Source organism: Phaeobacter sp. LSS9 (genome assembly GCF_003443595.1).
Lineage (GTDB): Bacteria > Pseudomonadota > Alphaproteobacteria > Rhodobacterales > Rhodobacteraceae > Phaeobacter > Phaeobacter piscinae.
The window spans coordinates 54943-72551 of sequence record NZ_CP031957.1; the positions used below are offsets into that span (position 1 = coordinate 54943).

The 17609-nt window shown below is 58.6% G+C and carries 19 protein-coding genes; 8 read left to right on the forward strand and 11 right to left on the reverse strand.

Translation table 11 applies throughout. The features are described from left to right. Nucleotides 1-33 precede the first annotated feature (33 nt). The 3 genes from D1820_RS17565 to D1820_RS17575 are packed head-to-tail and all read right to left on the reverse strand — an operon-like array spanning nt 34 to nt 2086. Nucleotides 34-831, reverse strand: a complete 798-nt coding sequence (locus D1820_RS17565) for an iron chelate uptake ABC transporter family permease subunit (protein WP_096873380.1) — start codon at nt 829-831, stop codon at nt 34-36. Next, nucleotides 831-1607 carry a metal ABC transporter ATP-binding protein gene (locus tag D1820_RS17570; protein ID WP_118070373.1) on the reverse strand — a complete coding sequence of 259 codons (777 nt, stop codon included), beginning with the start codon at nt 1605-1607 and terminating at the stop codon, nt 831-833. The genes D1820_RS17565 and D1820_RS17570 overlap by 1 nt, the downstream gene beginning before the upstream one ends. Next, the gene (locus D1820_RS17575; protein ID WP_040169677.1) at nt 1604-2086 is read right to left on the reverse strand and encodes a Fur family transcriptional regulator; all 483 of its coding nucleotides are present in this window, start codon (nt 2084-2086) and stop codon (nt 1604-1606) included. Before D1820_RS17575 ends, D1820_RS17570 begins: the two co-directional genes overlap by 4 nt. Before the next feature lie 94 nt (nt 2087-2180). Here D1820_RS17575 and D1820_RS17580 point away from each other — a divergent pair, with 94 nt between their 5' ends. Beyond that, the gene (locus D1820_RS17580) at nt 2181-3239 is read left to right on the forward strand and encodes a zinc ABC transporter substrate-binding protein (protein WP_118070375.1); all 1059 of its coding nucleotides are present in this window, start codon (nt 2181-2183) and stop codon (nt 3237-3239) included. Here D1820_RS17580 and D1820_RS17585 read toward each other — a convergent pair. The 7 genes from D1820_RS17585 to D1820_RS17615 all read right to left on the reverse strand — a co-directional run bounded on the left by D1820_RS17585 (nt 3233) and on the right by D1820_RS17615 (nt 11616). Next, entirely contained in the window at nt 3233-4534 is a 1302-nt protein-coding gene (locus D1820_RS17585) for an FAD-binding oxidoreductase (RefSeq protein WP_118070377.1), read from the reverse strand. The genes D1820_RS17580 and D1820_RS17585 overlap by 7 nt on opposite strands. A 206-nt stretch (nt 4535-4740) precedes the next feature. Beyond that, on the reverse strand, nt 4741-5832 hold the full coding sequence (gene modC, locus D1820_RS17590; RefSeq protein WP_118070379.1) for a molybdenum ABC transporter ATP-binding protein: 1092 nt from the start codon (nt 5830-5832) through the stop codon (nt 4741-4743). Next, nucleotides 5826-6524: a molybdate ABC transporter permease subunit gene (gene modB / locus D1820_RS17595; RefSeq protein ID WP_118070381.1), complete on the reverse strand. Its 699-nt coding sequence runs from the start codon at nt 6522-6524 to the stop codon at nt 5826-5828. Before modB ends, modC begins: the two co-directional genes overlap by 7 nt. A gap of 9 nt (nt 6525-6533) precedes the next feature. Continuing rightward, nucleotides 6534-7349: a molybdate ABC transporter substrate-binding protein gene (gene modA, locus D1820_RS17600; protein ID WP_118070383.1), complete on the reverse strand. Its 816-nt coding sequence runs from the start codon at nt 7347-7349 to the stop codon at nt 6534-6536. Between the two features lie 189 nt (nt 7350-7538). Further along, nucleotides 7539-8093, reverse strand: coding sequence for a chemotaxis protein CheD (locus D1820_RS17605; protein WP_102898420.1), 555 nt, complete (start codon nt 8091-8093; stop codon nt 7539-7541). Nucleotides 8094-8117: 24 nt separating this feature from the next. Continuing rightward, on the reverse strand, nt 8118-9059 hold the full coding sequence (locus D1820_RS17610; RefSeq protein ID WP_162894132.1) for a CheB methylesterase domain-containing protein: 942 nt from the start codon (nt 9057-9059) through the stop codon (nt 8118-8120). A gap of 157 nt (nt 9060-9216) precedes the next feature. Further along, nucleotides 9217-11616: a methyl-accepting chemotaxis protein gene (locus D1820_RS17615; protein WP_118070572.1), complete on the reverse strand. Its 2400-nt coding sequence runs from the start codon at nt 11614-11616 to the stop codon at nt 9217-9219. Between the two features lie 389 nt (nt 11617-12005). On the opposite strand from D1820_RS17615, the gene D1820_RS17620 reads away from it, so the two are divergent. Genes D1820_RS17620 through D1820_RS17650 form a run of 7 tightly spaced genes read left to right on the forward strand, consistent with a single transcriptional unit; the run spans nt 12006 to nt 16898 of the window. After that, nucleotides 12006-12293: an STAS domain-containing protein gene (locus D1820_RS17620; RefSeq protein WP_024099218.1), complete on the forward strand. Its 288-nt coding sequence runs from the start codon at nt 12006-12008 to the stop codon at nt 12291-12293. After that, entirely contained in the window at nt 12290-12664 is a 375-nt protein-coding gene (locus D1820_RS17625) for a response regulator (protein ID WP_014881839.1), read from the forward strand. Before D1820_RS17620 ends, D1820_RS17625 begins: the two co-directional genes overlap by 4 nt. 1 nt (nt 12665) lies before the next feature. Next, complete coding sequence (locus D1820_RS17630; RefSeq protein WP_118070385.1) at nt 12666-14801, forward strand: chemotaxis protein CheA; 2136 nt, start codon at nt 12666-12668, stop codon at nt 14799-14801. After that, nucleotides 14785-15273 carry a chemotaxis protein CheW gene (locus D1820_RS17635; RefSeq protein ID WP_014881837.1) on the forward strand — a complete coding sequence of 163 codons (489 nt, stop codon included), beginning with the start codon at nt 14785-14787 and terminating at the stop codon, nt 15271-15273. The genes D1820_RS17630 and D1820_RS17635 overlap by 17 nt, the downstream gene beginning before the upstream one ends. Continuing rightward, on the forward strand, nt 15270-16133 hold the full coding sequence (locus D1820_RS17640; RefSeq protein WP_102898418.1) for a protein-glutamate O-methyltransferase CheR: 864 nt from the start codon (nt 15270-15272) through the stop codon (nt 16131-16133). The genes D1820_RS17635 and D1820_RS17640 overlap by 4 nt, the downstream gene beginning before the upstream one ends. Before the next feature lie 37 nt (nt 16134-16170). Next, entirely contained in the window at nt 16171-16557 is a 387-nt protein-coding gene (locus D1820_RS17645; RefSeq protein ID WP_014881835.1) for a response regulator, read from the forward strand. Beyond that, complete coding sequence (locus D1820_RS17650) at nt 16554-16898, forward strand: hypothetical protein (RefSeq protein WP_102898417.1); 345 nt, start codon at nt 16554-16556, stop codon at nt 16896-16898. Before D1820_RS17645 ends, D1820_RS17650 begins: the two co-directional genes overlap by 4 nt. Nucleotides 16899-17089: 191 nt before the next feature. On the opposite strand, the gene D1820_RS17655 is transcribed toward D1820_RS17650, so the two are convergent. After that, nucleotides 17090-17590, reverse strand: a complete 501-nt coding sequence (locus D1820_RS17655) for a DUF3299 domain-containing protein (protein WP_118070387.1) — start codon at nt 17588-17590, stop codon at nt 17090-17092. Nucleotides 17591-17609 lie beyond the last annotated feature (19 nt).

The window sequence follows — 17609 nt, forward strand, 5'->3', positions numbered from 1 at the left end:
AGGAATGCGATTTCGTGATGCGTCAGACTTGGCTCATGTCTTGCTCAGCAGCTGCTTGAGGCTCGACAGGGCGAAAAGACAGGCCGCAAGACAGACAATTGTTGGTCCGGTTGGTGTGTCGAACATGAAGGCCAGTTGCAAACCTCCCAGCGCTGAGACTGCACCGGTGACGGCTGCGATGATGGTCATGCGCTCGGGCGTTGCAGCAAAAGGCCGAGCGGTTGCCGCCGGGATGATCAGCAGGGCCGCGATCAGCAACACGCCGACAACCTTGATCGCAACGGCCACGACAACCGCCAGCGCCAGGGTCAGCACCAGCTGCTCACGTCGGGGATCAATCCCCGCTGCATGCGCAAGGTCAGGGTTCAGCGTCGCGGTCAACAGCGCTGACCATCGCCACCACAGCAGCCCCACAACCAAGACGGCGCCGCCCCAGATCACCATAAGATCGTTGGCATTTACTGCGAGGATATCACCAAACAGATAGGCCATCAGGTCAAGCCGCACGCCTTGCAGAAAGGACACCGCCACGAGGCCGAACGCCAGAGACGAATGGGCCAGTACGCCCAGAAGCGTGTCAACCGCGTAGCCTCTGCCGCTGAGTGTCGAGACAACCGTGGCCATGATCAGGGCCATCGCGAGCACGCCGACGAAAATCGAGGTATCGAAACTGAGGGCGAGCGCGATCCCCAGGATTGACGCATGTGCGGTTGCATCGCCGAAATAGGCCATCCGGCGCCAGACCACAAAACACCCAAGGGGGGCCGCGGCAATTGCGACGCCGACGCCTGCAAGCGCGGCGCGGATCAGAAAGCTGTCCAAAATCATCATCAGTGGGGTCCGGTCATATCGGCATTGGCGGTCTGCGGATCATGCGCGTGGTCGTGACCGCAGCGGTGATCGTGCGAATGGTTGTGTTCGTGTCGATAGAGAGCCAGGGCGCCCTGCGTCCCGGTTCCGAAAAGGGCGCGATACTCCGGGGCGGAGGCCACATGTTCAGGGGCGCCTTCGCAACAGATGTGACCATTGAGGCAAATTACACGGTCGGAGGCGGCCATAACCACGTGCAATTCATGGCTGACCATCAATATGGCACAGCCCAAATCGCGGCGCAGCTGTTCGATCTGCTGATAGAAAGCGGCGGACCCGGGCTGGTCCAGCCCCTGCGTGGCCTCATCCAAAATCAGCAGCTGCGGATTACAAAGCAGCGCGCGCGCCAGCAGAACACGCTGGAACTGCCCCCCTGACAATTTGGTCATCTGGCGTTTCATCAACTGTCCGGCGCCAGCTTGCTCCAGCGCCTTCTGCGCAGCGGCATCCGACACCGAATGCGGCAGGCTCAGGAACCGGCGCACATTGAGAGGCAAGGTTGGATCGATATGCAGCTTCTGCGGAACATAGCCGATGCGCAGCCCCTGCGCCCGGAACACAGCGCCAAGCGTTGGCCGCAACGCGCCGATGATCGTCCGCAGAAAGGTGGATTTCCCCGAGCCATTGGGGCCGACGATGGTCACGATTTCTCCGCGATCAATCGCAAAATTAACATTGTGCAGCACGGGGTTGGCGTTGTGCCTTACGCTGACACCGGTAAGTTTGACCAAGCTCATGACGCATCGTCCGCCTGACATTTGGGGCAGAGGCCTTCTGCCTCCATGACCGTGCGTTCAATCAGAAACCCCGCTTCACGGGCGGCGGCCCCAAGGCGGCCGTTGGAGGTTTGGGACGGTGCCTCGGCAACCGCATTGCAGGTGCGGCAGATCATAAAGACCGGGGCGTGATCGTCACCGGGGTGGCTGCAGGCCACAAAGGCATTCAGCCGTTCAATCTTGTGCGCGAAGCCGTTCTTCACCAGAAAATCCAGCGCCCGATAGGCAATCGGGGGCTGAGATCCCAAACCTTCGCTGCGCAGAATGTCCAGCAGATCATAAGCGCCCATAGCGCGATGGGCCTGCAGCAAGATTTCCAGCACCCGGCGCCGCACTGGCGTAAATTGCAGGCCATTCGCACGACAATGTGCATCTGCGACGGCGATCCCATCGCTGATACAGTGGCTGTGGTCGTGTGCGTGAAATCCGATGGGGTCCATCTGAGGCTCCGTTGGGCGATCTCTTTCGGGGTTGATATGTTATGTTATGACGTTTATCAACCGCCGTAATGTTATACAATTACATGGGGCCGTCATGGGACAAATCCGCTTTTTAGCAACTGCCGCAACAGTTTGGACCGCAGCGACGGCTGCCTTTGCCGAGGTGCCTGCCGTCGCTACCGACATTACTCCGGTCCACGGCCTCGTATCGCGTGTGATGCAGGGTGTTGGCACGCCCGACCTGGTGGTTCCGCCCGGCGCGTCGCCGCACAGCCATTCGATGCGCCCTTCGGAAGCGCGGGCGCTGGATCAGGCGGATTTTGTCTTCTGGGTTGGGCCGATGCTGACACCGTGGCTGGAGGGGCCTATTGCGACGCTTGCATCCGATGCCACGGTGATTGCTCTGCTCGACGCCGAGGCGACACAGCAGCTGATGGTGCGCGAGAGCGTTCAGTTCGGGCAAGGGCATCATGACGGTCACAGCGATGACCATCATGACGGTCATGACGACGATCACGCTGATGATGATCACGACGGGCATGATGATGAGCATCACGACGGAGATCACGCAGTTGAACATGATAAGGATCACGACGCCGAAACAGCGCATGCAGATGAGCATGGGCACAGCCACGAGGCCGGTAGTCTTGATCCCCACGCGTGGTTGATGGCGGAAAATGGCAGCGCCTGGCTGCAGGTCATCGCCGAGGCTCTGGCGGCTGCTGATCCGGAGAATGCCGCGCTCTACATGCGCAACGCCGCAGAGGGGCAGGCCGAGATTGCGACAGCCGCTGCCGAGATTGCAACCAAACTGGACGTTGTGGCAGGCAAGCCCTTTGTCGTTTTTCACGATGCGTATCAGTATTTTGAAACCGGGTTCGGGATTGAGGCTGCAGCGGCAATTTCATTGAGTGATGCATCGGATCCCAGCCCGGCCCGCATCGCTGAGGTCCGGACAATCGTTCAGGAAATGAAGGTGCGTTGTGTCCTGTCCGAGCCACAGTTCAACTCCGGTCTGGTCGCAACGGTACTGGATGGAACCGATGCAGGCACGGCGGTTGTCGATCCGCTTGGCGTCACGCTGGAACCGGGACCACAGTTCTATCCGCAGCTTCTGACCTCAGTCGGTGAGGCGATCGCGGGCTGTTACTGATCGGTGGTGGTCGGCGTCTGGCCGACCCGTTCCGATAGGAGATGAACCAGTGTGGCGCCGGTCTCATAATAGGCGCCGCGCACCCCGGCAAAGGGCAACCTGTGGTCGTCGCTCACCGGAATGGGAAGTAGCGATCTGTCTCCATGGATCAGGGCCTCGGCCATGCGTCGGCCGAAAACCGTGCCGGGGCCGATACCGCGACCTGAGTATCCAAAACAGGCAAACCCCTGACCCAAATCAATAATTTTTGGGATGTGTTCGGTTGTCATCGCGATCTTACCGGCCCACTCAGCTTCAAACGGATGATCTGCGAGGGCAGGGAACATGACTGCCAGCTTCCGCCGCAGCCAGTTTCTATGAATGCTGCGCGCCGGGTGGGACAAGGCGCCCATACCGCCGATGATCAACCGTCCGGCGCGGTCGCGTCGCCAGGACGACATGATCAGGCCTGTATCCCAGCAGCCTTCTGCCTCAGGCAGGATCTGCCCCGCAAGATCGGCTGGAAGCGGCGCGGTGGCGGCCTGAAAATAGCTGACGGGGATGGTGGCGGGGGTGGCATATCCCGTGATGGGCAGCGTGTAGGCGTTTGTGGCCATGATCAAGTGACGGGCGCGGACTGTGCCACCGGGTGTGCTGACCCGCCAGCCATCTGTTTCGCGTGTGATCCCGACAACGGATGAGTTTGCATGCAGTTTGGCGCCTTGCGCAGCCGCGGCGCGCGCCAGTCCGATGGCATAGGCCAGCGGCTGGATGGTTCCGGCGCGGGGGTCGAACAGGGCGCCATGAACGGCATCGCTGCCAACACGCGCGATGGCAGCGCCACGAGACAGGAGCGTAACCGGGGCACCTATGGCTGTCAGTTGGCGGTACCGCTTTTGCAGATCTTTCAGTCCCGAATGCGCATGGGCGCAATGCAGGGTTCCGGTCTGGACCGGTTCGCAGTCGATCTGATGGGTCTTGATCATTTCAAAGACCGCTGCGGGCGCGGCTGCAAGGAGAGTGGACAGCTGGGCACCGTTGACCTCTCCGAGGGTGGCGTTGATCTCCTCAGGCGGCAACCACAGCCCTGCATTGACCAATCCGACATTCCGCCCGGATCCGCCCGCGCCAAAGGTCTCCGCCTCTAGCAAGCACACATCAGCCCCCAGCTCCGCCGCGCGCAAAGCCGCCGAACAACCGGTATACCCACCGCCGACAACAACCAAATCCGCTGAAACATCATCTTGCAGGGCCGTAGCGGAGAGGCCCTCACGGCAGGTTGCCTGCCAGAGGCTGCGGTTCCGGTCAGGCGTCATATCCGGGTGTCCTCTGTAAAGGGAGCATATCGCTTCAAAATCTGGTGTTGCCGCATATGCCCCTCCGCAGTTCGCCGGTTTTCATCCGGACCTGTTGTACCGTGATCCACCTGATGATTGATTTTGGCATACCGCAGAGGGCCGCAGTTGCCGAGAGAAATCAGCCGTTTGGTGGTGGTTTCTAGTACGATACGGGGTGCAGCGGCTCAGCCTGTGCGGGTTCCGCCCACATCTTCTGGCGCGATCGATACGGATTTCACAATCGCATGGCAGTCCCTGCCAATGGCCAGATCCAATGCGGCGGCAGATCGCCGGGTGACACGCGCCAGCAAAGCTCCTGCAGGGGTCTGCAAAGAGATCATAATGCCCGGCCCCTCGCCGCTGCGCAGTGCGGTGACGCGGCCCGGCAGAATGTTCAATGCAGAGAGGCCAACGGGGCGCTGGCGTGACAGGATCACCTCATGAGCGGAGATGCGGACACGCACGGCATGGCCCGGCGGATGGGGCACCCGGGGAAGGAACAGGGCGAGGCCACCGGCGTTCAATTCGCTCAGCCCATCTGCGTGATGCTGCTGTACTGTTGCCTGCAAAATAGCACCGGCACCACGCACGCCGGTTGGCATGATGGTCGGATCGGCCAGCACCAGATCAGCGGGGCCGCTGCGTATACAGCGCCCGTCCTGCAGAACAACCACGGTGGTTGCCAGCCGGGCGACCTCAGCAACTGAATGGGTGACATAGAGAATGGGAAGCGTGATTTCGTCGCGCAGCCGTTCCAGATAGGGCAGAATTTCGGCCTTCCGTGCCTCGTCCAGGGCGGCCAGCGGTTCGTCCGCCAGGATCATATCCGGTGCCGACAGCAAGGCGCGGCCAATTGCGACACGCTGTTTTTCACCACCCGAAAGAGTGGCTGGATGGCGGTTCAGCAAGGCACCCAATCCGAGCATATCGACCACGGTGTCAACTGTCGCCACCTCTCTGTTTCGGGGCATAAATCTTTGGCCATACAGAAGATTTTTCGAAACGCTCATATGAGGGAAAAGCCGGGCATCCTGAAAGATGTAGCCAATGCGACGACGGTACGGGGGGGTATCTACCCCGGCTTCTGTGTCCAGAACAACGCGGTTTCTGAGGCAGATTTTGCCGGTTCCGGGTTTCAGCAGACCTGCCACAGCATTGACGACAGTGGTTTTACCGGCGCCGGAGCGGCCGAACAAAACGGTCACCCCGACAGGGGCCGAAAAATCCACATCCAGAGCCAACTGCCCCAGCTGATGCGTCAGCCTGACGTCTAACATGTGGCGCCCCGGACCCGGTCTGCGACCCGGCGTGCCAGCCATTCTGACGCCAGCAGCGCCGCCATGGCGAGGGCAACGGAGATGATCACCAACCGAAATGCCGCTGTTTCACCACCGGGCACCTGCAGAAAAGCATAGATTGCTGAAGGGAGCGTCCGCGTCTGGCCCGGAATATTGGAAACAAAGGTGATGGTTGCGCCAAACTCACCCATCGCCTTGGCGAAGCCAAGGACGGCTCCGGCCAGAACGCCGGGCAGGATCAGGGGCAGGGTGATGGTCACGAACACCCATATCCGCGAGGCACCCAGCGTTGCGGCCGCCTGTTCCAGCCTGGGGTCCACCGCCTCCAGCGAAAGACGTATGGCCCGGACCATCAACGGAAATCCCATGATTGCAGCGGCGAGGGCCGCGCCGGTCCAGCGAAAGGCAAAGACGACACCAACCGTGTTCAGTGCAGTCCCAACCGGGCTGGGGCCGCTGAAGACGATCAGCAGGATGTAGCCAGTAACCACCGGCGGCAGGATCAATGGCAGATGAACCACCCCGTTTAGCAATGCCTTGCCCCGAAACTGCCCGCGCGCCAGCGCCAACGCCACCAACAACGCCAGCGGCAGCGACAGAAGGGTTGCCCAGAACGATACCTTCAGGGACAAGGCCACCGCCTGCCATTCTTCGGGGCCAAGCCACTGCATTCTGTTGGGTCACTCCACTAGCACGGTGAAACCTTGCCCGACAAAGATCTCTTTCGCAATCGGACTGCCGAGGAAGTTCAGGAAATCAATGGCCTCCGGCCCGTCATGGGTTGCGGCGGCGGGGTAGGTGATTGGTGCGTGGCTGTCCGGTGGGAACCGGTCCACAACGGTGACAGCGGGGGTGCCGATCACATCGGATCCGTAGACCACACCCAGACCAGCGGCCCCGCGGGCAACCAGTGCAAGAGCAGCGCGTACATTGTCGGTCTGCGCAACATATGGCTGCAGCTGATCCCAAAGGCCCAGATGTTGCAACGCAGACTTGCCATAAACTCCGGCTGGGACGGCCTCCACCAGGGCCATTGCCAATGGGCGATCCTGTATTTGGGCCAGCAACGCGGATGTATTTAGCAAGGAGAGGGAGGGCACGGTTGCTTGGGCTGCGGTTGGTGCGATTAGAACGAGGGAATTGCCGAGGAGGTCAATCCGTGTCTGCGCTGCAATTAGGTTTCGCGATTGAGCCCAATCCATCCAGGCGGCGTTGGCAGAGATGAAAACATCCGCTGGCGCGCCATATTGCAGCTGCCGAGCCAGCAGGGAGGACCCGGCCAGAGACAGATCAACGGTGGTGCCGCTCTGGGCCTCATAGGTTTCAGCGATTTGCTCCAACGCGGTTTTGAGGCTTGCTGCACCAAAAACGGTAAGGCGGTCGGCGAACACGGATCCCGGCAGGAACAGGGCCAGAACCACAGCGAGACATGCGAGATGTCGGCTTATCCGCGGTCCCAGTCCTATGGGGCAATCCGGTTTGTGTTGGCTTTGCACGCTACATCCTGTCGTCACATGAAATCAGGATGTTAACGGGTCATGCGAACGGGCTGCAAGGTACAATTCTGCGGCTATGCCGAGATGTCTGCAGCGTAAGACGGGTCCGACTGCGCCGGACCCGTCTCAAAGAAATCTGATGTCGTACTTGTACCTGTGTTTCAGGCCGCGACCTCGGCGTCAGCGCGTCTAGAACAAAGTGACCGCACCGACATCTGCTGCCGGTTTGGCCGCAGGAGTCGGCCGCGCGGCAACACGTTCCTGCTCACCCAGACGCCTGTCATCTTTGACCTGCGTTTGCTGTGCAGCCCCCGAAACCGCGTGGAAACGCACCCGCCGCGCCGACGTGCCACCAACGCTGGATGACACCACTGCGATGCCTTCGTCCCGCAGGAACCGCTGGACGAAGTCGGCATTCGAGGCGCCGATATCGGAAAGATTTGCCGACATTTTGGCGCCGCCGAAAACCTTGGCTTTCAGGTTTTCGCGCTGCGCCCCTTTTTTCATGATCCCGTTGATCAGCAGTTCCATGGCATGAATACCGTAGCGCGCATTCACACTGTCGCTGGCGGTTGAGGACGCCAGCAGAAAGTGATTCATGCCGCCGACACCAACTTTGTCATCGTAGATGCACGCGGCAATGCAGGATCCAAGCACGGTGGAAAACACCACGGTTGGGGATGTCGATACGCGATATTCGCCTTGTAGAACGGTCACCGTGGTAGAGTTAGCAAAGACGCTCAAGGTGATTTCCTTCCCAGTTATTTGTCAGGTCTTGCAAGCCTGAATCAATGTTCCGGCCATTCGCGCAAGCGAGACCTGTTGCTGCGCGGCGCCCATTTCCCAGGCAACGCGTGGCATCCCGTAGACGACGCTGCTTTTCTCGTCCTGCGCAAAGGTCTTTGCCCCGGCCTTGCGCAGTTCCAGCAGCCCTTGCGCCCCATCTTGCCCCATACCGGTTAAGATTGTGGCAACAACGCTTTTTGCGATGGGCACTGCAGACATAAAAAGTGCATCGACCGACGGCATGTGACCCGAGATCGGAGGACCTTCCTTGAACCGGGTGCGATACGGCTTCCTGGGGGTCATTCCCATGTGGCGCGGCTGGCCGGCCGCGACATAGACATGACCGGGCGAGAGCGTCATATTGTCGTCTGCTGCCAACACCTTAGCCGGGCAAATGCGGTCCAGAAGAGAGACCAGCCCGCGGCCAAAATTCTTGCCGGTGTGCTGAACGATCAGGGTCGGCGGACAGTTCAGCGGAAATCCGACCAGCACACTGCGCAGGGCTTCCACGCCGCCGGTAGAGGAGCCGATCAGGATAATCTTGTCACTGCCGGGGCCTGCCGCGGCGCCTGCGGTTTGTTTCTGCAAGGGCGAGGCCTGGTCCCGGCGCGGCGCCTTGACCATCATGTCGAAATAGCGTGCAAAATCGCGGGGATTATCAGATTTCGTCAGCTCGAAGATACCAGCACCGACGTCCAGCAGTGGCGAAGAATTGCGCGCTGGCGTTGACCCCTGGTTGTCCATCACAGACACCCACCGGATATCAAGCGCCGAGAAAAGAGCCAGCATCATTTCGAACTCGGGCAGTTTGGTGAACCCATCTTCGACGAAGGCAAAAGTGGGCTGACCTGCCTCTGCCTGATTGTAGGCCATCATCAGATTGTTGGCCAAAAGCACCTGAAGGCCCGGGTAGGTGGCCTCCATATGTTGTTGTAGGGTCTGCGCAAAACGCCGGTCCGTGGTGATGATCAATAGGCTCTGTGACAATGCTCATTCCGCTTGTTGCGTTCGGACAAAGGCCGAAGTGTTTCAGATATAGCGGCCGCCAACCCTGGCTTGGGGTTGGCGGCTTTTGGCGGGATCAGAAATCCTGCCAGATGTCCTTGGCGGCATTGCCGCTGGTGCTGGCGGCTGCGGGGGCCGGCTGTGGTGTGACAGCCTCAAGGTCCCAATCATCGCCATGGGCGCTGGGGGCGGCCGGTGTGGCCTCCTGCGTGGCAACCGCTCTCCGGGTTGGCGCTGTGGCCGCTGCGGGTTTACGGGCCGGGGCCTGCCCGCCGCCTGCTGCGACACGGAAATGGGCGACCAGTTCCGCCAGCTTGCTGGCATCAGCGTTCAACATGTGACCGGCGGCGGTGGCCTCTTCAACCATGGCGGCATTCTGCTGGGTGACCTGATCCAGCTGGGTCACGCCGGTGTTGATCTCATGCAGGCCAGTGGACTGTTCGCTGGCCCCGGTCGCAATGCCGGACACCAGTTGCGAGATATGGCTGACCCGCTCGACAATGCCCTGAAGCGCATCGCCGGTTTTGCCAACCAGATCCACGCCACGCTCCACCTGTTTGGTGCTGTCGCCAATCAGGGTCTTGATTTCCATCGCGGCATCCGAGGAGCGCTGCGCCAGGGCCCGCACTTCGCTGGCGACCACGGCAAAGCCCTTGCCCGCCTCACCGGCACGTGCGGCTTCCACCCCGGCATTGAGCGCCAGGAGGTTGGTCTGAAAGGCGATGTCATCAATCACACTGATGATCTGCGAGATATGGCTCGAGGATTGTTCGATCTCGGTCATGGCAGAAACCGCGCTCTGGACCACTTCGCCGCTGGTTTCGGCCTCCTGTTTGGCCTCCTGCATGATGCTTTCGACGCTGCGCGCGCCTTCGGCGGCGGATTTCACGCTGGCCGTCATCTCATCCAGAGCGGCGGCGGTTTCCTCCAGCGTGGCGGCCTGGCTTTCGGTGCGGTTGGACAGATCGTCAGAGGCCTGGCTGATTTCATTTGCGCCACTGCGAATGCTCTCGGCTGTGTCAATCACCTGGGTGACCGTGGAGCTGAGTGTTTCAGAGGTGCGGTTGAAATTCTCGCGCAGTTTTTCATGGTGCGAGGGGAACGGATCGGAAATGGGCTGAGAGAAATCCCCGGTTGCAAGCCGCACCAGACCCGAGCTCAGCTGTTCGACGACAACCTCTTGTTGTTGTTGCAGCTCTGCGCGATCAAGTTCGGCGGAACGCGCTTGTTTAAGATCATCTTGTAGGCTGATCAGCTGTTTGCCGATGTCACCGATTTCGTCATTCCGGCCCGCTTCGGGCACATCCGAATCGAGATTGCCGGACGCCACCTCCTCGATACGGTTGCAAATACGGTTGATTGGCCGGGTGATCGAACGTGCAAAGAGCCAACCAACAAGCGACATGACCGACGCCACGACCAGTGAAATCAGCAGCATGATGTTGCGCTCTCGTGCGACAGGCGCAAACAGTTCCGCGCGGTCCTGTTCTGCGACAATTGCCCAATTGGCCTGGGGCATGCCCACAGGTTCGGAATAGGCGACAACCGGGGTGCCGTGCGAGTCGACCGTATCGGCGTAAAAGCCGCTTTCACCGGCGAGAGCAGCCGAAATCTGTTCTGTTTCCGGCAGTTGTTCCAGCACTTGGTGCACGTCGTCATGACGCGAGTTGGTGCGCACTTTCAGATCCTGACCGACGATGAATACATCCAGCGTCTCGTTCATGTCGCTCACTGGATTGACGATTTTGGTTAGCATATCGACAGGCACCTGCAGGGCGATAACTCCCTGCAATTCGCCAGCCGCATCAAACACCGGGCTTGCGACAAATGCCGCGGCGGCGCCGTTGCTTGGCGCGTAGGCTTCGAGATCCGCAAAGACGACTTTGCCTGCGGACATGTCGATGGCTGCCCTGAAGGCCTTGCCAAGTCCAGAATCGGCATATGCGCCATTGACCAGGTTCGAGGCGTAATCGGCCTCCTTTGTGACCGAGTAGACGACATCACCCGCGATGTTGATCAAGAAAACGTCGTAGTACCCCTTGTTCTGAAGCACCGCCGTCAGTGAGGGGTGAAAACGGGCGTGGTGCATGTGATAGGGCGAATCCCCAATGCCCCGGTTCAACAGGTGTTTTTCACCGACCGCGTTGGGGTTTGCGTCGATATAGGCGTTTCGCAGTGTTTTCTGCGGATCACCCTCGATCCCTTCCCAGGTCATGGTGAACCATTCAAGTGCGGTCGCCGTTGACGGGATCGCCGCCAGGGTTGATGCGTCTGCACGAATTCCCTCAACAAGCGCTTTCAGCGCCATACTGCGGTCCTCGGTCATGGCATGAAATTGTTCCTCAGCATGTGCAATTGCATTTCGCTGAAATGCGAGCGAGCTGATCGTCACAAAGATCGCGGTTACCAGCACGCTGAACCCTACGATGAAGAGGGGCAGCTTATACGCAAGACGCAGGTTGGGAATAATTTTCATCGGATACTCCATTCACAGGCACAAGAAGCGGGTGATAGCCCTCTCCTTTTCCCTTTGATGCCCGCTAGGAGTTAATTTCGACCTTACGTGAGGTTGGTTTTTCACGGCAATTTCTCGGTAAAATGCAGCAGCTAGGCGTCGGCACGAGTCCGTATAAATATATCACCGCGCGTGGATGCTGTTATTTCGGCAAAGCGGGACGACTTAAAAAGTGACCCTCTGCCTGCAGGTAAAATTTAGCGAAATTCCAGCTGGTTTTTACAGTCAATTCCCCCCCGATTCAGGGCTGCCTGCGGTGGGGCCGGCAATCAAATATTAAGGCCCGCCGTCTACTCCTAGCGTATCGACTTGAAACCTGTCGCCGAATACGGGGGTGCGAATCGCTGACCATGACGACGGAAACGCAAAAACACATTTTGGACCTGCCCAATGCCTTCTCGGATCTGGATCCGCTGATTGCATTCTTGCGCGGGGCGCGCACTCAGGCAGTGGAGATTGATTGCAGCAATGTGGCGGTCATGCCGTCACGCTGCCTGCAGCTTCTGCTGAGTGCAGAACAGCAATGGCGGTCAGAGGGGCTGGGTTTCTCAGTCGCCAAGATCACTGAAGGGTGCCGGAAATCGCTCACTCTTTTGGGGCTCGAGCCCAACCGATTTGAAGACGAGGAAACAGCATGAAGACGAAAGTTCTGGCAATCGACGATTCCCGCACCATCCGGAATCTCCTGGCGGCCGCTCTTGAAGAGGCCGGTTTTGAATACCATTGCGCCGTCGACGGCCGCGAGGGTGTGGACATGTATGCGGATGTGGCGCCGGATGTGGTGATCACCGACATTAATATGCCCAATCTGGACGGCTTCGGCGTTATCGAAGAGTTGCGCGGTGACGGCATCAACTCGAAAGTGCCGATTTTGGTTCTGACCACCGAGAGTGCGCCTGAGCTGAAGGCCCGCGCCCGTGGTGCTGGCGCGACAGGATGGATCACCAAGCCATTTGATGACGCGTCTCTGATTTTCGCGCTGAAGCGCGTCACCGGAGCCGCGGCCTAAGATGGCGGGGTCGATACAGGACACATTCTTCGAGGAGTGCGAAGAGCTCCTTGAAGCAATGGATGAGGGTTTGACCGCTATCGAAGGAGGCGATCACGACCCTGAGGTTGTCAATGCTGTCTTCCGGGCGGTTCACTCGATCAAAGGGGGCGCAGGTGCATTCGGCTTGGACGAGCTGGTCGCATTTGCCCATAAATTTGAAACCGTCTTTGACGAGGTGCGTGCCAACCGGCTTCAACTTGATACCAAGCTTATTCAGTTGCTGCTGCGCTGTAGCGATCATCTGTCTGATCTTGTGGCGACCTCCCGCGATGGTGGCAGCGTTGATGAGGCACATAATGATGTGCTCGTCTCGGCTCTTGAGGAGTATATCGACGAGGAAGAAGAAGAGGTCGTCTTCCAGCCGATGGGTTTGGGCGGTGCCTTTGAAATGGCGCCAATCGAGGTGGAAAAGGAGCGGGTCTATACCATTCGCTTCCACCCATTGAAGGACATGTACGGCACCGGCAACGAACCTTACTTCCTGTTCCAGACCCTGGCCGATCTCGGCACGCTTGAGGTGGCCCTGGACGAAAGTGAGCTGCCCGGCTTTGACGCGCTGGATACCGACGAGAGCTATCTGACCTGGGCGCTGACGCTCACAACGACAGAGTCGAAGTCGGCAATCGAGTCGGTTTTTGAATTCGTGGAAGGGCTGTGTGAGCTGTCCATCGACTCCGATATGGATGAAGAGGACGATGCCAATGCGCTGGCTGCGCTGGAGGCTGCCTTCGGGGCCGCTCCAGAGGAAGGTGGTGATCAGGTGACTGCCCCTTTTGAACCGCCGGTCTCAGCCCCAGAACCGGAGGCCGTGGAAGCCCCGGTGGCCGCCAAAGCGGCGGCGCCAAAAGCTGAGGCCGCGAAATCTGAGCAGCGTGGGCCAAACCCGACGCTGCGGGTTGATCTGGAACGGGTCGACCGGTTGATCAACGCCGTTGGCGAATTGATCATCAACCATTCGATGCTGGCACAGCAGATTGCCAACCTTGATGTTGCAGACCTGCGCGATGTGGAAACCGAGCTGGAGGGCTTCAAAAATCTGGCCCGTGACATCCAGGAAGGTGTCATGTCCATCCGCGCACAACCCGTTAAACCGCTGTTTCAGCGGATGGCGCGGATCGTGCGCGAAGCCTCCGCCGCAACTGGCAAGACTGCCAAGCTGATCACCGAGGGTGAGGGCACCGAAGTTGATAAGACCGTCATCGAGCGACTGTCTGATCCGCTGACCCATATCCTGCGCAACGCGGTCGATCACGGTATCGAAAAGCCTGAGGACCGCGATGCGGCGGGCAAGACCAAGAGTGGTGAAATCCGGCTGTCGGCGTCTCATCGGTCTGGCAGTGTCTGTATCGAGATCAAGGACGACGGTGCGGGTGTTAACCGGCCGCGCGTGAAACAGATTGCCATCGACAAGGGGCTCATTCCCGAGAATGCGGACCTTACCGATAGTGAGATCGACAACTTGTTGTTCCTACCGGGTTTTTCCACGGCAAAGGAGATCTCAAATCTGTCCGGGCGCGGTGTCGGAATGGATGTGGTCAAGAACGCAGTCACGGCCTTGGGGGGGCGGATCAATATCTCCTCCACTCCGGGTAAGGGCTCAGTGTTCACCATTATCCTGCCACTGACGCTTGCCGTGATGGACGGGATGGTTGTGTCCGTTGCGGATCAGACCATGGTTGTCCCGATCACCTCGATTGTTGAGACGATGCGTGGCAGCGACGATATGGTCAACAACCTGGGCGCGGATGGCACGCTGTTGTCGATCAGGGGCAATTTTGTTCCTGTCTGCGACGTCGGCGGCGCGCTGGGACTGGCCAAGGCTGATCACGATCAGCCCCCTGGAGTCTATCTTCTGGTTGAGACAGAGACCGGTCAGCGCAGCGCCTTGGCTGTGGACGATATCCATGACCAGCGTCAGGTCGTCATCAAGAGCCTTGATGGCGTGTGTGGCAACATTCCTGGCGTCGCGGCAGCAACCATTCTCGGTGATGGCAAGATTGCCATGATCCTAGACCCCGAAAGTATTCTTGCGGCTTCGCCTTCTGCAGCCGCTTTCGACACAGAGCGGAGAATAAGCAATGCAATCGCAAGCTGAAGCCAAATATGACGACTCGGAAATCAAGCACGCCCAGCACAGCGAATTTGTCAGTTTCACCGTTGCTGGCCAGGCGTTCTGTTTGAAAATCACCCAGATCCGGGAAATCCGGCGCTGGTCGCCGGTAACGATCCTGCCTCATGCACCTGCGGACGTGCTGGGGGTCATGAACCTGCGCGGCGCTGTGATCCCGATCTATGACCTGTCAGCACGGTTCGGACTGCAGCAGACCGAAGCGAGTGAGCGAAACGTCGTGATCGTCGTCTCCGTGCACGGCAAGCCGGTTGGCCTGCTGGCGGAGTCTGTCTCCGAGATCATTTCGATCAATCCGGATGATATTCAGGACACGCCGCCAGTCGATAGCCGCAACACGATGGACTATATCCAGGGGATCATTTCGCACGATGAAACGATGGTGCGGATCATCAATCTAGATGCTGTCATCACTGTACCGGAACAGGTGATCTCGTGACCATTGCCAATCCCATTGATACTCGTGCGGATGGTTTCACCCTGTCTGATCAGGATTTTGAATCCATCGCCGACTTTGCGCACAAGCACTTTGGGCTGGCTATGTCGAGCAGCAAGAAACCGTTGGTTTCTTCACGCTTGGCGCGGCGGTTGCGCAAGCTGAATTATACCGATTTCAAATCCTATCTTAAGGAATTGAACGGTCCCAATGCGGATGCTGAGCGCAGTGAACTGCTGTCGCTGCTGACCACAAACGTGACGCAGTTCTTTCGCGAACCGCATCATTTCGATACGTTGCGCGATGATGTCCTGCCGCCGTTGCTGGAGAAAGCACGTCGTGGAGATCGTGTGCGCATCTGGTCTGCTGGATGTTCGAACGGCCAGGAGCCTTACACCATCGCGATGGTGTTGAAAGAGCTCTGTCCGGATGTTGAAAAGCTGGATGTGAAAATCCTTGGCACCGATATCGATCCGGTGGTTGTCCGCAAGGCGTCCGCGGGCCGGTACTCCGCTGATGAACTGTCGCAAATCCCGCAGAAATATAGCGGGTACTACAAGATCGAAGGTCAGGATGGGGCAGTCCGTGATGATCTGCGCGCATTGCTGACATTCGGGGTGCTCAATCTGATTGAACCCTTCCCGTTTAAGGGCAAGTTCGATGCGATTTTTTGCCGGAACGTGGCGATCTATTTTGACACTCCGACACAGCAGAAAGTCTGGCATGCGTTCCAACGCAGCCTGAACCCTGGCGGCTACCTGTTTATCGGCCATTCGGAACGCATGTCGGGGCCTGCGGCATCGGCGCTGCAGACCGTTGGCATCACCACTTACTTAAACTCTCCTGCCGGTGGGAACACCTGAGCAGTCCGGCACAATAAGAGAAAATGAGGAACTAAAAATGAGCTTGAAAGACTCTCTGCGCGTGATGGTCGTTGACGATATGTCCACCAGCCGAGGAATCCTGACCCAATGTCTGGATGAGCTTGGCGTCAGCAACTATATGGTTGAAAATAACGGGCAATCGGCATTTCAGAAGCTCGTCGCCAATCCGGTGCACCTGGTCCTGTCCGACTATAATATGCCGGGCATGGATGGGCTAGGCCTCTTGAAGGCCCTGCGCGAACATCGTGTGACACAACGGGTGGGCTTTATTCTGGTGACAGGCAAGCCAACCCCCGAAATTGTCGAGGTCGGCCGCCGTCTTGCGATGAACAACATCATTCGCAAACCCTTCACCGTTGCCACGATGAAGCAGGCTATTGAACAAGTGGTTGGCCGCCTATGAACATGCAATCGACACCACCGCCGAAAGGCCACACGATCAGTGACCTTTGCGATGTGTCGCGCGCTGAGATGAAGCGGCTGCAGGAACAGGTGCAGGTGCTTGAAGATACTGTGTTGACGATCTTCGAACGCGGGACGCCTCCCACACGTGAAGAACGGCAGTCTTTGCAGGATTTTGATCTGGTTGTGCAGACCCTGGCCGCAATGGTGAAGTTCTACGAAGAACTCAGAAAACTTGCGGCGGACACAGGCGGTATCAACCTCGAAGACAGCAGCGCGGTGGTAACACTACACAAACTGCGTGACCGGTTGCGGGATCCTGCAAGCGCAGCTCAGGAGTAAGAACACTTGCACCGCCATTTCGGCGGTGCAAGCTTGTTCCGGATATTGGTTTTTTGAGTATTCTTGCCACTCTGCGGTGTCGCGAGCGTGCCTCTTGCCTTGCGGTGATCGGAAACGGTTACGTCATCGCAGGTATGACAGCGCATTGCCGTCAGTCTTGACCATCTATGACTGGGCCGAGAAAATGAAGTTTACCAAACATAAACTTCCATTTCGTCGGCGGAGATGGAATAGCCGGTTTGACCAAGTTTTGTGGACTGCAATTGCGTTCGCATGGTCCCCGTTACCCAAACAGGATCCCAGAGCATATCGCCCGGCCAAGGCGTTCTGGTGCTCACCATGACCAGCTGGTTTGCAGGCGGCGGCGGGGTGTGGATGCAGGCGCCGACGTAAGGAACCAACATGAAGTCGGTCACGCCGTCGGAGCTGATTTCAAAGGGAATAATGAAGCCAGGCATTTTGATGAAAGCACCGTTCAGCGTTTCATTCAGTATTGTGGCATTGGTGTCGTAGATCGGCGACCATGTATCATTCTCCATGTCCAAATCGCCTTCACCAATAATTTCCGAATAGGGAACACCGGGTGGAATCAAATCCTCCCACATGATTTCGCGGGGGGTCGCTCCAAATGCCATATGCGGCGCGGTGACTGATCCCGCCAAACCCATCATAACCGTTCTGCGGTTTAACATTTGTATTCACCTCACTCAG

Bases quoted from the DNA above. Each gene is read 5' to 3' on its own strand.
- D1820_RS17635 (WP_014881837.1), top strand. From the start codon at position 14,785: ATGCAATCGCAAGCTGAAGCCAAATATGACGACTCGGAAATCAAGCAC.
- D1820_RS17610 (WP_162894132.1), bottom strand. From the start codon at position 9,059: ATGGAGGCCACCTACCCGGGCCTTCAGGTGCTTTTGGCCAACAATCTG.
- D1820_RS17625 (WP_014881839.1), top strand. From the start codon at position 12,290: ATGAAGACGAAAGTTCTGGCAATCGACGATTCCCGCACCATCCGGAAT.
- D1820_RS17585 (WP_118070377.1), bottom strand. From the start codon at position 4,534: ATGACGCCTGACCGGAACCGCAGCCTCTGGCAGGCAACCTGCCGTGAG.
- D1820_RS17620 (WP_024099218.1), top strand. From the start codon at position 12,006: ATGACGACGGAAACGCAAAAACACATTTTGGACCTGCCCAATGCCTTC.
- D1820_RS17565 (WP_096873380.1), bottom strand. From the start codon at position 831: ATGATGATTTTGGACAGCTTTCTGATCCGCGCCGCGCTTGCAGGCGTC.
- D1820_RS17645 (WP_014881835.1), top strand. From the start codon at position 16,171: ATGAGCTTGAAAGACTCTCTGCGCGTGATGGTCGTTGACGATATGTCC.
- D1820_RS17575 (WP_040169677.1), bottom strand. From the start codon at position 2,086: ATGGACCCCATCGGATTTCACGCACACGACCACAGCCACTGTATCAGC.
- D1820_RS17630 (WP_118070385.1), top strand. From the start codon at position 12,666: ATGGCGGGGTCGATACAGGACACATTCTTCGAGGAGTGCGAAGAGCTC.
- D1820_RS17650 (WP_102898417.1), top strand. From the start codon at position 16,554: ATGAACATGCAATCGACACCACCGCCGAAAGGCCACACGATCAGTGAC.
- D1820_RS17580 (WP_118070375.1), top strand. From the start codon at position 2,181: ATGGGACAAATCCGCTTTTTAGCAACTGCCGCAACAGTTTGGACCGCA.
- modC (WP_118070379.1), bottom strand. From the start codon at position 5,832: ATGTTAGACGTCAGGCTGACGCATCAGCTGGGGCAGTTGGCTCTGGAT.
- D1820_RS17655 (WP_118070387.1), bottom strand. From the start codon at position 17,590: ATGTTAAACCGCAGAACGGTTATGATGGGTTTGGCGGGATCAGTCACC.
- D1820_RS17615 (WP_118070572.1), bottom strand. From the start codon at position 11,616: ATGAAAATTATTCCCAACCTGCGTCTTGCGTATAAGCTGCCCCTCTTC.
- modB (WP_118070381.1), bottom strand. From the start codon at position 6,524: ATGCAGTGGCTTGGCCCCGAAGAATGGCAGGCGGTGGCCTTGTCCCTG.
- D1820_RS17570 (WP_118070373.1), bottom strand. From the start codon at position 1,607: ATGAGCTTGGTCAAACTTACCGGTGTCAGCGTAAGGCACAACGCCAAC.